Origin of the sequence: Streptomyces sp. WAC04114, from assembly GCF_019733245.1 — a bacterium.
Classification (GTDB): Bacteria; Actinomycetota; Actinomycetes; order Streptomycetales; family Streptomycetaceae; genus Streptomyces; species Streptomyces massasporeus_A.
In genome coordinates this window covers 1-13,299 of sequence record NZ_JAIGQA010000079.1, presented here as the reverse complement: position 1 = coordinate 13,299, position 13,299 = coordinate 1, and the positions used below count along the sequence as shown (strand labels likewise).

Below are 13,299 nucleotides of genomic sequence, written 5' to 3'. Positions count from 1 at the left end.
CACGAAGGGAGCCCGCCGTGGACAAAGACGTCTCCGCGGGAAGCGGAATCACGACCGTGGTCGGTCGACTCGCCCTGGGAATCACCCTGTTGGCCTTCGGGCTGGGGCACACGGCTGTGATCGACGGCGTGTCCGCCGCTGACGCCGTGTCAATCGCCCAGTACGTGGGCGGCATTGCGCTCTTCGTCGCGGGGCTGGTGGCCCTGCGCGAGGGTGATGCCGCCGGTGGTACGGCGTTCTCGGTGCTCGGGGCGCTGTGGTTCACCTGGGCCGTGTCCGACACCGCCTCCGGCAACGAGGCAGGGTTGTTCCTGCTGTTGTTCGCCCTCGTCGCGCTGTCCCTGACGCTTGCGGGCGGGGACCAGCTCGGTCAGGGCGTGTACGGGCTGTTCTTCGTCGCCCTGTTGCTCATGGCGATCGCGAGTTTCGCCGGCAACGACGGGCTCGTGAAGGTGGGCGGCTGGTTCGCCGTCGCCGCGGGGGCGGTGGCCTGGTACGCGGCGACCGCGGTGCTGGCGCACTGGCCCACGGCGATTCCGCGACGCGCTGCGGGCCGGGGTGTGACGGCCACCGGTTAGCTGCGCCGGCTGGGGAGTTGGGCGGCTTCCCGGCGATGAAACGGACCCCCCGTGCTTGGTGGCAGCACGTGGGGGTCCGTCCCGTTTGAGTGGCCTGTGCGGGTGCGTGGGGGTTGTTCGCGCAGTTCCCCGCGCCCCCAAGCAAAAGAAGGGCGACTACTCCACCGTCACCGACTTCGCCAGGTTCCTCGGCTTGTCGATGTCGCGGCCCAGGGCGAGGGCCGTGTGGTAGGCCAGCAGCTGGAGCGGGATGCCCATCAGGATCGGGTCCAGCTCGTCCTCGTTCTTGGGGACGACGATCGTCTCGTCGGCCTTCTCCTGGGGCTGGTGGGCCACGGCGAGAATCCTGCCGCTGCGGGCCTTGATCTCCTCCATGGCGGCGCGGTTCTTCTCCAGCAGGTCGTCGTCGGGGACGATCGCGACCGTCGGGAGGGCCGGCTCGATCAGGGCCAGCGGGCCGTGCTTGAGCTCCGAGGCGGGGTAGGCCTCGGCGTGGATGTAGGAGACCTCCTTGAGCTTCAGGGAGGCCTCGCGGGCCACGGGGTAGCCCCGGACGCGGCCGATGAAGAGCATCGAGCGGGCCTCGGCGAACTGCTGGGCCAGCTTCTTGACGTCCTCCTCCTGCTTCATGATCTCGGCGATCTGCGCGGGCAGCTTGCGCAGGCCCTCGATGATCCGCTTGCCGTCCCGGACCGACAGGTCACGGGTGCGGCCCAGGTGGAGGGCGAGGAGGGCGAAGGCCACCGTGGTGTTGGTGAAGCACTTGGTGGAGACGACGCAGACCTCCGGGCCGGCGTGCACGTAGATGCCGCCGTCCGCCTCGCGGGCGATCGCCGAGCCGACCACGTTCACCACGCCGAGGACGCGGGCGCCCTTGCGCTTGAGCTCCTGCACGGCGGCCAGCACGTCGTAGGTCTCGCCGGACTGGGAGACCGCGACGTAGAGGGTGTCGGGGTCGACGACCGCGTTGCGGTAGCGGAACTCCGAGGCGGGCTCGGCGTCGGCGGGGATGCGGGCCAGCTCCTCGATCATCTGGGCGCCGATCATGCCCGCGTGGTACGAGGTGCCGCAGCCGAGGATCTTCACGCGGCGGATCCGCCGGGCCTCGCGGGCGTCCAGGTTGAGGCCACCCAGGTGCACGGTGGAGAAGCGGTCGTCGATGCGGCCGCGCAGCACGCGGTCCACGGCGTCGGCCTGCTCGTGGATCTCCTTGTGCATGTAGGTGTCGTGGCCGCCCATGTCGTAGGAGGCGGCCTCCCACTCCACGGTGGTGGGCTCCGCCGTGGTGCGGGTGCCCTCCGTGGTGTAGGTGCGGAAGTCGTCGGCCTTCAGGGTGGCCATCTCGCCGTCGTCGAGGGTGACGATCTGGCGGGTGTGGGCGACCAGCGCGGCGATGTCCGAGGCGACGAACATCTCCTTCTCGCCGATGCCGAGGACGACCGGGGAGCCGTTGCGGGCGACGACGATCCGGTCGGGGAAGTCGGCGTGCATGACGGCGATGCCGTACGTGCCCTCCACGAGCCGGAGGGTCTCGCGGACCTTGTCCTCCAGCTTGGTCGCCTGCGAGCGGGCGATGAGGTGGGTGAGGACCTCGGTGTCGGTCTCGGAGAGGAACTCGACGCCGTCCGCCTCCAGCTTGCGGCGCAGGTCGGAGGCGTTGTCGATGATGCCGTTGTGCACCACGGCGACCTTGTTGTCGGCCGACATGTGCGGGTGGGCGTTGACGTCGGACGGGGCGCCGTGGGTGGCCCAGCGGGTGTGGGCGATGCCGGTCGTGCCCTTGAAGCGGGCCGGGACCTTGGCCTCCAGGTCGCGGACGCGGCCCTTGGCCTTGACCATCTTCAGGCCGGACGTCTTCGGGGACGTGACGACGATGCCCGCGGAGTCGTAGCCGCGGTACTCCAGGCGCTGCAGGCCCTCCAGGAGCAGGGGCGCGACGTCACGCTTCCCGATGTAACCGACGATTCCGCACATGTATACGTATTCCTAGCCGTAGACGATGCGCCGCAGCTGCCGGAGCGAGAGCTCCGGCGGGGCCACCGCGCGGTACTTGAGATCCGCCTCGATCCGCTCGAAGATCGCCGCGTTCACCAGGCCCTGGGCCTGGAGCTCACGGTGGCGGCGACGGACGTACTCCTCGGTCGTCTCGTCGAAGTAGGCGAGCACGTCCTGGATCACGCGCAGCGCCTCGCCCCGCCCGAGGGCGGTGGACCGCGTCAGATGATCAACGAGTTCGTCGTGCACTCGCTAGATCTTGGGGCACCGGCGACACTTTCGCAAGAATTCTGCCCGATTTCGGGCAAGCGCCTGAGGGGATCTTTGGGGGAACGTTGAACGTGTCATGAGGGCCTGTCGTGACGCGTCCACCGGCCGTCCGGAATCCCGTTGCCCGAGGCATCGATTACCTCCACCTCCCGGGGAACAAGGTCACCAAGAAGCTCCCCACCGGCGGCACGGCCTACCCCGAGAGCGACGGCGTGGAATACGTGACGGCCGGTGCGGCGGGCCGCAGCCTCTACGCGTTCAGCGCCCCGCTGTCGTACGAGGGTAACGAGCACGACGTGGAGTCCGTGGCCTCGTTCGTCAACGTCAAGGGCGGCAAGCAGAACGAGACCGTCACCTGGTCCCGGGTCGACCACTTCACGGTGGCCCGCCGGGCGAAGTAGCCGCGCGTCCTACATCCGCTTGAGGACCGCCTGTTTGGCCAGGGCGAACTCGTCGTCCGTCAGCACGCCCGTGCGGTGCAGCTCCCCGAGCTCGCGCAGGCGGCGCAGGAGGGCGTCGTGGTCGTCCTCGGCGGCCGCGACCGCAGGAGAAGGCAGCTCCGGTCGCCGCGTCCACCGGGTGCGTGGCGGCGGCGGCCCGGGCCGGGTGCGGAAGCCTGGCCTGGACCGCCGCCGCGACCAGCGCCATCAGCGGGTCCTTCTTGAAACCCCACAGTTCCACGGCGTTGGGGTCGTACTTGGGCGGCGTCTTGGTGGGCGCGTGCCGCACGGTGAAGGGCAGGTGGCCGTTCTCCAGACCGGCCGCCGGGTGCCACTCCACGCCGGTGATGTCGGCGAGCGCGAGCGTGCGGGCGCCGGCTGCGGCCTTGGCGTCCTCCGTCTTCCAGTTCCACTCCAGGCGTATGCGCTCGCCGTCGAAGCCGGCGGTGCCGTCCCCGGCGGAGACCGACAGGGGGACCGACGGTCCCGGCAGCAGATACGCGTCGACCGGGCCGACGGGAACCTGGTCCAGGAGCAGCGCGCTGCGGACCTCGTCCACGAAGTACTCGGCGACGCCGTAGCGGTCGGACTCCACGATCAGCTGGTACGGGTCGTGGGGCTCGGTGAGCCGGCCGCCGGTGGCGTGCAGCATCGGGTCGGCACCGTCACGCAGCCGCAGCCTGAGCCGCCCCGACTTCTTGCCCTGCTCCAGCGAGATGCCCGCCAACGCCCCCAGCGGGACGACCAGTTCACCCAGCTCCTTGCGCAGCAGGCTGACGTTCTTGTCCCGTCCGGGAGTCAGTCGCAGCGCGTCCCCGTCGAAGGCCCACGTACCGTCCTTCTGGATGATTTCCGCCATGGGGTGGATTGTTCCACCCGTCTCGCGAGAGAGTGGTCCAGACCTCTTGGAGCTCAACGGCTCGTGGAAGGGACACGCTTGTGAGAGATGGCCGTGTGAGACAGCACCGCAGAACGCTCCGCCTGCTCGGTTCCCTGCTGCTGGTCGCGATGGCCGCCTCGGTGACCGGGGCCGCTCCCGCACCGGCGGCATCGCCCACCCCGCTCGACCAGGTCATCCCCGCACCCGCCTCGGTCACCCCGGGCGGATCCCCGTACCGGATCACCCGCGGCACCCATATCCGCGTCGACGGACCCCGGGAGGCCCGGGGCGTCGGCGAGTACCTCGCGACGATCCTGCGCCCCTCGACCGGCTACCGCCTGCCCGTCACCGCCCAGGGCGCCGGAGGCATCCGACTGCGCCTGGCCGACGGCCCGTTCGGCGTCGAGGGCTACCGACTCGACAGCGGCCGGGGCGGCGTCACCATCACCGCCGCCAAGCCCGCCGGGCTCTTCCACGGCGTACAGACGCTGCGCCAGCTCCTGCCCGCGGCCGTCGAGAAGGACTCCGTCCAGTCCGGCCCCTGGCTGGTCGCCGGCGGCACGATCAAGGACACCCCGCGCTACGGCTGGCGCGGCGCCATGCTCGACGTCTCCCGCCACTTCTTCACCGTCGAGCAGGTCAAGCGTTACATCGACCAGCTCGCCCTCTACAAGATCAACAAGCTGCATCTGCACCTCAGCGACGACCAGGGCTGGCGCATCGCCATCGACTCCTGGCCGCGGCTGGCCACGTACGGCGGTTCCACGGAGGTGGGCGGCGGCCCCGGCGGCTTCTACACCAAGGCCGACTACCGGGAGATCGTGCGGTACGCCTCCTCCCGCTTCCTGGAGGTCGTGCCCGAGATCGACATGCCCGGCCACACGAATGCAGCGCTGGCTTCGTACGCCGACCTGAACTGCGACGGCGTCGCGCCGCCGCTCTACACCGGCACCGAGGTCGGCTTCAGCTCGCTGTGCGCCGGCAAGGAGATCACGTACGACTTCGTGGACGACGTGATCCGGGAGCTGGCCGCGCTCACGCCGGGCCGGTACCTCCACATCGGCGGTGACGAGGCGCACTCCACCAGCCATGAGGACTACGTGAAGTTCATGGACCGGGTGCAGCCGATCGTCGCGAAGTACGGCAAGACGGTGGTCGGCTGGCACCAGCTGACCGGGGCGACCCCGGCGAAGGGGGCCCTCGCGCAGTACTGGGGGCTGGACGGCACCAGCGCCGAGGAGAAGGCCCGGGTGGTGAAGGCCGCGCAGAGTGGGACCGGGCTGATTCTGTCCCCGGCGGACCGGGTGTATCTCGACATGAAGTACACGAAGGAGACGCCGCTGGGGTTGTCGTGGGCGGGGTTCGTTGAGGTGAAGCGGTCCTACGACTGGGATCCCGGGGCGTATCTGCCGGGGGTGCCGGGGGGTGCCGTACGGGGTGTCGAGGCGCCGATGTGGTCGGAGACGCTGGAGAACTCCGGGCATGTGGAGTTCATGGCGTTTCCGCGGTTGCCGGGGGTTGCGGAGTTGGGGTGGTCTTCGGCGGCTTCTCATGACTGGGAGCGGTACAAGGGGCGGCTTGCTGCGCAGGCTGAGCGGTGGGATGCGCTGGGGATTGAGTGGTATCGGTCGCCGCAGGTTCCTTGGAGTGGGCAGTGATTCGTCTGCGGGCCGGTGGGGGCTGGTCGCGCAGTTCCCCGCGCCCCTGAAGATTGCGCAGTTCCCCGCGCCCCTAAAGACTGCGCAGTTCCCCGCGACCCCAAAAGACTGCGCCGTTCCCCGCGCCCCCAAAGGAGCGCGATGACGAGCACCCCGGAGGACCGTACTCCGGGGTGCCCGTCTGTCTGTGGGGTCAGAGGTCGGCTATGGGATTCCTCAGGTTGCCCACCAGCTGGAGGGCTCCGGACGGGTCCGACAGGTCGACCATCTGTTCGTTGTTGCGGAGTTGGAGGCGGTTGAGGCAGGAGAGGGCGAACTCGGGGGCGAACATGTCGTACTGCTTGAACTTGTCGGCGAGTTCGGGCATCGAGTCCTGGTAGGCGCGGGTGACGTCCGCGACCGTGTGCCAGAAGTCGTCCTCCTCCAGGATCCCCTCGGTGGCGAGGTTCGCCGCGAGGAAGCGGAAGAAGCAGTCGAAGACGTCCGTGAAGATCGACAGGAGCTTCTTGTCCTCCGGGATCTCCACGCGCAGCCGCTCGACCGTCGGCGGCAGCACCGCGTCCGGGTCCATGACCGCGATCTCCTCGGCGATGTCCTTGTAGATCGCGCGCTGCACGACCCCGTCCTTCAGCACCAGGATGACGTTCTCGCCGTGCGGCATGAACACCAGGTCGTAGGCGTAGAAGCTGTGCAGGAGGGGCGTGAAGTAGGCCTGGAGGTAGCGGCGCAGCCACTCCGCCGGGGCGAGCCCCGACTGCTCGATCAGCGCGCCCGCGACGGACGCACCCTCGTGGTCGACGTGGACCAGGGACGCCATCGTGGCCAGGGACTCGCCCTCCTGGAGCGAGGGCACCGGGCTCTCCCGCCACAGCGCGGCGAGCATCTTGCGGTACGGCGAGTAGCGGTCCGTCGCCTGCTCGTACTCCAGGTGCCGGTAGCCGACTGCCGCGCGCTCCCGGATGATCGACAGGCCCGTGGACTTCAGCACCGGGTCGCCCTCGATGAGCTGGGCCAGCCAGTCGTTGATCGCCGGGGTGGCCTCCATGTACGCCGCCGACAGGCCACGCATGAAGCCCATGTTGATGACGGACAGCGCGGTCTTGACGTAGTGCTTCTCGGGGCTGGTCCGGTTGAAGAACGTCCGGATGGACTGCTGGGCGAGGTACTCGTCGTCGCCCTCGCCCAGGCACACCAGGTGCCCCCGCGCGACCTCGGCGGCGAAGGTGACGCTGAGCTTGTTCCACCACTGCCAGGGGTGGACCGGGATGAACAGGTAGTCGGCGGGGTCCAGGTCCTGGTCGCGCAGGACGCCGTGGAAGCGCTCGACGGTGTGCGCGCCGAGTTCCTCGCGCAGGAACGACTCGTACTCGATGCCGACACCGGCCGTGAAGGCCGCCCGTGAGCGGTGGGCGGCCAGCCAGACCAGGCGGACCGGGCTCGCGGTCTCCGGTGCGTACGACAGGTACTCGTGGATGCCGAAGCCGAGTCGGCCGTTGTTGGCGACGAAGCAGGGGTGGCCCTCGGTCATGCCGGTCTCGATGGCCTGGAAGTCGCCGCGCGCCAGCTCGGCCGCCGTGGCTTTCGGCTTGGTGAGCTTGTAGCAGGTGCCGGAGAGGGTGGAGGAGATCTCCTCCAGGTAGACCGGCAGGATGGCGTCGCTCAGGCCCAGGGACTTCTGCAGCTCGATGAAGAAGTCCAGCGCGGCGAGCGGGAGTTCGGCGCCGTCCCGGTGGCGGGTGATGGAGGCGGCATCGACCTGCCAGTGGTCCAGGGCGCGGCGGTCGGCGGAGAAGCGGTAGGTGGTCAGGCCGTCGTCGCTGCGGACGACGTAGCTCTCGCCGTCCTGCTCGGGGGTGATCAGCCGCTCGTGCGCGAACTCGGCGAGTGCTTTGCGGATCAGCAGGCGGCCCGCCTGGTCCCAGCGCTCGGGGGACAGGTGTGCCACCGCGTCGGACAGGGTCATATCGCCACTCCTCGGGCAGCCAGGAACTGTGCGCGCGTGCAGAAGCTGAGCAGCGCGCGCTTCTCCGGCTTGTCGATCTCGCGCTCGGGCACGAAGCCGACGGCCTCGTTGAGCGCATGGACTGCCTTGTTGCTCACATCGGGCTCCACCACGACCCGGCGGGTGCGCGGGTCGGCGAACAGCTCCTCCATCACGGCGGTGATGACGGCGCGGGTGAAACCGTGGATCGGCCGGTCGGTCGGCGCGACCAGGAAGTGCATGCCGACGTCGCCGGGCTCCGGGTCGTACAGGCCTTCCAGCTCGACGTACCGGGGGTCGTACTTCTCCATCAGGAACGCCGGGCGGCCCTCGTGCAGTCCGATGTAGGCGTCGTGGTGCTCGTGCGCGGCGATCCGCATGTACTCGCGCTCGACGTCCTGGAGTTTCGCGTCCTGCATCATCCAGTAGGCCGCCTTGGGGTGGGTGACCCAGGAGTACAGCAGCTCGGCGTCCCTCAGGGGGTCGAGCGGGCGGACGGTGAGCGTTCCGATGCCGGTGCCGGCGCTCATACGGCGAACTCCTGGAACGCGATGCTCTTCTCGACGGGGTAGTACTCGCTGCCGAGCAGTTCGCGGATGATGTACGCGTTCCGGTAGGGGCCCATGCCGAGGTCCGGGCTGGTGATGCTGTGCGTGTGGACGCCGGCGTTCTGCAGGAAGATGCCCCGGCCGGTGACGTCGATCGCGTAGTTGCGGGCGACGTCGAAGTTGCCCTGGGAGTCGTAGACCAGGCGGTCCTTGACGGGGGCCAGGAACTCCGGCTCGGCGTACTTGTAGCCGGTGGCCAGGACCAGGCCCTGCGAGTCCAGCTCGAAGTCCTTGCCCTGCTCCTCCTGCCGGAAGCCGAGCGTGTACGTGCCGTTCTCGTAGCGCGCGCTGTGCAGCGAGGAGTTGGTGAGCAGCCGGGTGGGGACCGGGCCGCCGAGGTTCTTCTGGTAGAGCAGGTCGAAGATCTCGTTGATGAGGTCGCCGTCGATGCCCTTGAACAGGCCCTTCTGCTCGGCCGTGAGGCGGTAGCGGGTCGCCTCGGGCAGCTCGCGGAAGTAGTCGACGTACTCCGGGGAGGTCATCTCCAGCGTGAGTTTGGTGTACTCCAGCGGGAAGAAGCGCGGGGAGCGGGTGACCCAGTTCAGCCGGTAGCCGTGGACGTCGATCTCGCTGAGCAGGTCGTAGTAGATCTCGGCGGCCGACTGGCCCGAGCCGACCAGGGTGATCGAGTCCTTCTTCTGCAGCTCCGCCTTGCTCTCCAGGTAGCGGGAGTTGTGCAGGAAGTCGCCGCCCAGGCCCTGGCAGGCCTCGGGTATGTGGGGCGGGGTGCCGGTGCCGAGGACGAGGCGACGGGCCCGGTAGGTGTCCCCGGCGGTGGTCCGCACGACGTACAGCTCGTCCTCGTACGTCACCTCGGCGACCGTCGTGCCGAAGCGGATGCTGCTCAGTTTGCCCGCGGCCCAGCGGCAGTAGTCGTCGTACTCGACGCGCAGCGGGTAGAAGTTCTCGCGGATGTAGAACGAGTACAGCCGGCCCTTCTCCTTCAGGTAGTTCAGGAAGGAGTACGGGGAGGTCGGGTCGGCGAGGGTGACCAGGTCCGACATGAACGGGGTCTGGAGGTGGGCGCCGTCCAGGAACATGCCCGCGTGCCACTCGAAGTCGGGCTTCGACTCCAGGAAGACGCCTTCGAGCTGGTCGATCGGCTCGGTCAGGCAGGCGAGGCCGAGGTTGAACGGGCCGAGCCCGATCCCCACGAAGTCATGAGTCGCAGGAGAAGGGGCCGGGTTGTCAGGACGCGCGGTCAAGGGACTCTCCCAGGTACTGCTCGGCGTGGCCGGCGATCAGGTCGAGGACGGTGGCGATGTCGGACGCCTGCGTCTCGGGGTTGAGCAGGGTGAACTTCAGGTAGTGGCGACCGGCGACCTTGGTGCCCGCGACGATGGCGTCACCGGAGGCGAACAGGGCCTTGCGGGCGTAGAGGTTGGCGCGGTCGATCTCGGCGGGGTCGGTGACGGCCGCCGGGATGTAGCGGAAGACGAGGGTGGACAGGCTCGGCTCGACGACGACGTCGAAGCGCGGGTCGGCGGTGATCAGCTTCCAGCCCTCCCGGGCCAGCTCGCACACCTCGTCGAAGAGCTGCCCGATGCCGTCGGCGCCCATGGTCCGCAGGGTCATCCACAGCTTGAGGGCGTCGAAGCGGCGGGTGGTCTGCAGGGACTTGTCCACCTGGTTGGGGATGCGCTCCTCCACCATGCGGCGCGGGTTGAGGTACTCGGCGTGGTAGGTGGCGTGGCGCAGTGTGGCCGCGTCCCGCACGAGCACGGCCGAGGAACTCACCGGCTGGAAGAAGGACTTGTGGTAGTCGACGGTGACCGAGTCGGCGCGCTCGATGCCGCCTATGCGGTCCCGGTGCTTCAGGGAGGCGAGCAGGCCGCAGCCGTAGGCGGCGTCGACGTGCATCCAGGTGCCGAACTGCTCGCACAGTTCGGCGATCTCGGGCAGCGGGTCGATGGAGCCGAAGTCGGTGGTGCCGGCGGTGGCGACGACGGCCATGGGGACGAGGCCGGCCTCCTTGCAGCGCTCCAGCTCCCGGGCGAGGGCGACGGTCTGCATGCGCTTGTCGTGGTCGACGGGTATGGAGACCACGGCGTCCTGGCCGAGCCCGAGCAGCTTCGCGGACTTCTTCACGCTGAAGTGGCTGACCTCGGAGGCGAAGATGCGCAGTGTGGCGAGGTCGTTGCTCTTGGCCTCCTCGCGGGCCAGCAGCAGCGCCTGGAGGTTGGACTGGGTGCCGCCGGAGGTGAACACCCCGTCGGCGGCCGGGCCGAGGCCGATCCGCTCGGTCGTCCAGTCGATCAGTTTCCGCTCGATCAGCGTGCCGCCGGCCGACTGGTCCCAGGTGTCCAGGGAGGAGTTCACCGCGGACAGGACGGCCTCGCCGAGCACGGCCGGGATGACGACCGGGCAGTTGAGGTGGGCCAGGTAGCGGGGGTGGTGGAAGTAGATCGCGTCCCGGAGGTAGACGTCCTCCAGTTCGTCGAGCACCGCGCCGGTGTCGTGCAGCGGCTGGTCGAGGTCGATCCCGTCGATGCGCGGGGCGAGCGCGTCGACGGTGATGCCGGTGAACGGCCGGTCGGTGGCGGCGAGTTTGGCGGCCACCCGCTCGATTCCGTCGGTCACGGAGCGGCGGTACTGCTCCGCGGTGGTGTCATTGAGCAGGTGCGAGCGCATGTAGGGGTCCTCCGGTGGGGACAGTCCGGTGTGGGACGGGGTGGGCGGGTCTCCGGCGTCCAGAACTTAGGTAAGCCTAACCTAACTTGATCGAGGTGAGGGCAGACTCTGCCGTGACAGTGATCACTCGTGTCACTTCAGCGCCGACCGGCTCGACGGCGAGGGCGCCGCGGCAGCGCGGCGTGGCGGTGAGCTGCGGCTATGCCTCCGCCCGCAGCTGCTCCTCGCTCACGCCGCGCCGCCAGTAGCCGACGAACGTCACTCTGCGGCGGTCGATCCCGCGCTCGCGCACGAAGTGGCGGCGCAGCTCCTTCACGCACCCGGACTCGCCGGCGATCCAGACGTACGGCCGCTCGGCGGCGGGCAGTTGGGCGGCACGGAGGGTGTCGAGGGCCATGGGGGACCCCTCGGTGCCCCTCTCGTCCCGGACCAGCCAGGTGATCTCGGCGTCGGCCTCGGTCACCAGGTCCTGGATGTCGCCGGCGTGCGGGACCTCCAGCCAGACCCGGGCGCGCGTGCCGGCCGGGAGCGCCTCGACGATGGCCGAGGCGGCCGGTACGGCGGTCTCGTCGCCCCAGACGACGACGAGGTCGGTGTCCTCGGGCGGCCGGAACCGGATCGCGCGGTTGTCGGCGACGGCCGGTCCGAGGAGCAGGACCCGGTCGCCGGCGGCGGCCCGGGCGGCCCAGCGGGAGGCGGGACCGGCCTGGACCGTGGCGCCCGGCTCGGTGCCGTGCAGGGCGAAGTCGATGTCGATCTCGTCAGGGTCGCGGCGCAGGGCGCGCAGGGTGTACGACCGCATCACGGCCCGTACGTCGTCCGGGAGTTCACGCCAGCCCTGCCACCAGCTGTCGCCGAGCTCGAGCGGGACGACCGGCTCGGGCTGTCCGGGGTGCGGCAGGAACAGCGACAGGGACTGATCGTGCCCGCCGGAATGGAAGGCGTGCAGATCGGGTCCCCCGAAGGTGACCCGGACCAGAGACGGACCGAGCCGCCTCGTCCGCACGACCTGGAGGGAGAAGAAGCGGAACGGGGCGGCTACGGCGGTAGTCACGTGCGGCTCCTGGACGTCAGGACGGGGGAGGGGGTCAGGCGACCTTCTTGGCCGACTCGATGGCCTTCGCGAGGTTCTCCACCAGAGGCGTGCACTTGTCGTACGACAGGATGGGCTCGGGCGAACGCGAGATGACCTGACCGGCCTTGACGGCGGGCAGCTTCTTCCAGGTCGCCTCGGTGATGTCGGCCGGCTGGATGGTGGAGGCGCGGTCGTCCATCATGATGACGTCCGCCGGGTACTTGTCGACGTTCTCCCAGCTGAGGTTCTCGAACCAGCCGCCGTTGGCCTCCATGGCCTTCTTCGGGGGCTCGACGAAGTTCACGCCGAGAGCCTTGAAGTACTCCAGGTCGATGGAGAAGTTGGAGCCGGAGACGTAGAAGATGGCGTCGGAGGCGGAACCAGCCATGACCTTGATCTCGGGGCGGGACTTGGCGGCCTTGCGCAGTCGCTCGGAGGCGGCCTCGAAGCGCTTCTTCGCGTCGACGACCTTCGCGGCCTTGAGGTCGGCGCCGAGGGACTCGGCGAGCTCGGCCATGCGCTGCAGCGGCTTCGGCATCTGACGGTCGAAGACCGAGAGCGCGACGCTCGGGGCGAGCTTGGCGATCTTGTCCTTGGACGCCAGCGGGACGTACCAGAGGCTGCCGGCGGAGTCGAAGGTGGTGGTGATGAGCACCTCGGGCTGGAAGGCCGCGTACTGCTCGACGTTGAACTGGTCGAACCTGTTGCCGAAGACGGTCAGCTTGCTGACGTCCATGTCGCCGGCCTGGACGTCGGCCTTGCCGTCCTTGGTCTTGGTCGGGCCGAAGACGCCCGTGACCTCGATGCCGTAGTCGTACAGGGCGGCGGCGACGCCGGTGAACGCGACGATCTTCGTGGGAACGTGGTCCAGGCTCACGGTCTTGCCGCGGTCGTCCTTGAAGGACCAGGGGCCGGACTTCTTGGCACCCTTCGCGTCCGAGCCGCCGTCCTTGGAGTCCTCACTGCCACACGCGGTCACGAGGGCGCCGAGCCCGAGAGCACCACCGGCGGCGAGCAGGCCGCGGCGGGAGTAACGGGCGGTACGGGCGTTCGACATGACGGGATCGCTTTCGTGCGTACGGAGCCGCTGCGGGCACGGCTGACAGCCGCTTGGCTGGAACGAGGCTTAGGTTAGCCTAACCTGAGATCATGTCCAGGGGGGCGGGGGGTGTGTGCCCGGGGG

The 13,299-nt window shown here is 69.2% G+C and carries 10 protein-coding genes and 2 pseudogenes; 3 read left to right on the top strand and 9 right to left on the bottom strand.

The features are described 5' to 3' along the window. The first annotated feature begins 17 nt into the window (after positions 1–17). The gene (locus tag K4G64_RS20970) at positions 18–578 is read left to right on the top strand and encodes a GPR1/FUN34/YaaH family transporter (RefSeq protein ID WP_221757556.1); all 561 of its coding nucleotides are present in this window, start codon (positions 18–20) and stop codon (positions 576–578) included. Between the two features lie 156 nt (positions 579–734). Here the strand turns inward: K4G64_RS20970 and glmS are convergent, their stop codons facing one another. Together glmS and K4G64_RS20960 are read right to left on the bottom strand one after the other, a co-directional pair. Beyond that, on the bottom strand, positions 735–2,552 hold the full coding sequence (gene glmS / locus K4G64_RS20965; RefSeq protein ID WP_221757555.1) for a glutamine--fructose-6-phosphate transaminase (isomerizing): 1,818 nt from the start codon (positions 2,550–2,552) through the stop codon (positions 735–737). Between the two features lie 12 nt (positions 2,553–2,564). After that, positions 2,565–2,822: a hypothetical protein gene (locus K4G64_RS20960; RefSeq protein WP_030838058.1), complete on the bottom strand. Its 258-nt coding sequence runs from the start codon at positions 2,820–2,822 to the stop codon at positions 2,565–2,567. A 182-nt stretch (positions 2,823–3,004) separates the two neighbouring features. Between K4G64_RS20960 and K4G64_RS20955 the strand changes: the two are divergent. Further along, positions 3,005–3,244: pseudogene (locus K4G64_RS20955) on the top strand (phosphoesterase); the annotation flags it as partial. A gap of 9 nt (positions 3,245–3,253) precedes the next feature. On the opposite strand, the pseudogene K4G64_RS20950 reads toward K4G64_RS20955, so the two are convergent. Then, positions 3,254–4,142, bottom strand: a pseudogene (locus K4G64_RS20950) (DUF4429 domain-containing protein). Between the two features lie 95 nt (positions 4,143–4,237). On the opposite strand from K4G64_RS20950, the gene K4G64_RS20945 reads away from it, so the two are divergent. Next, on the top strand, positions 4,238–5,821 hold the full coding sequence (locus tag K4G64_RS20945) for a beta-N-acetylhexosaminidase (RefSeq protein ID WP_221757554.1): 1,584 nt from the start codon (positions 4,238–4,240) through the stop codon (positions 5,819–5,821). A gap of 193 nt (positions 5,822–6,014) precedes the next feature. Here the strand turns inward: K4G64_RS20945 and K4G64_RS20940 are convergent, their stop codons facing one another. The 6 genes from K4G64_RS20940 to K4G64_RS20915 all read right to left on the bottom strand — a co-directional run bounded on the left by K4G64_RS20940 (position 6,015) and on the right by K4G64_RS20915 (position 13,173). Then, positions 6,015–7,784, bottom strand: a complete 1,770-nt coding sequence (locus tag K4G64_RS20940; RefSeq protein WP_221757553.1) for an IucA/IucC family siderophore biosynthesis protein — start codon at positions 7,782–7,784, stop codon at positions 6,015–6,017. After that, positions 7,781–8,332 (bottom strand): GNAT family N-acetyltransferase, encoded by a 552-nt coding sequence (locus K4G64_RS20935; RefSeq protein ID WP_221757552.1) that lies wholly within the window; start codon positions 8,330–8,332, stop codon positions 7,781–7,783. The genes K4G64_RS20940 and K4G64_RS20935 overlap by 4 nt, the downstream gene beginning before the upstream one ends. After that, a complete protein-coding gene (locus tag K4G64_RS20930; RefSeq protein WP_221757551.1) occupies positions 8,329–9,615 on the bottom strand; it encodes a lysine N(6)-hydroxylase/L-ornithine N(5)-oxygenase family protein in 1,287 nt (428 codons plus the stop codon). The genes K4G64_RS20935 and K4G64_RS20930 overlap by 4 nt, the downstream gene beginning before the upstream one ends. Further along, the gene (desA, locus tag K4G64_RS20925; RefSeq protein ID WP_221757550.1) at positions 9,599–11,041 is read right to left on the bottom strand and encodes a lysine decarboxylase DesA; all 1,443 of its coding nucleotides are present in this window, start codon (positions 11,039–11,041) and stop codon (positions 9,599–9,601) included. The genes K4G64_RS20930 and desA overlap by 17 nt, the downstream gene beginning before the upstream one ends. 199 nt (positions 11,042–11,240) lie before the next feature. Further along, positions 11,241–12,095: a siderophore-interacting protein gene (locus K4G64_RS20920; protein WP_221757549.1), complete on the bottom strand. Its 855-nt coding sequence runs from the start codon at positions 12,093–12,095 to the stop codon at positions 11,241–11,243. A gap of 34 nt (positions 12,096–12,129) precedes the next feature. Next, positions 12,130–13,173, bottom strand: coding sequence for an ABC transporter substrate-binding protein (locus K4G64_RS20915; protein WP_221757548.1), 1,044 nt, complete (start codon positions 13,171–13,173; stop codon positions 12,130–12,132). Between the last annotated feature and the right edge of the window lie 126 nt (positions 13,174–13,299).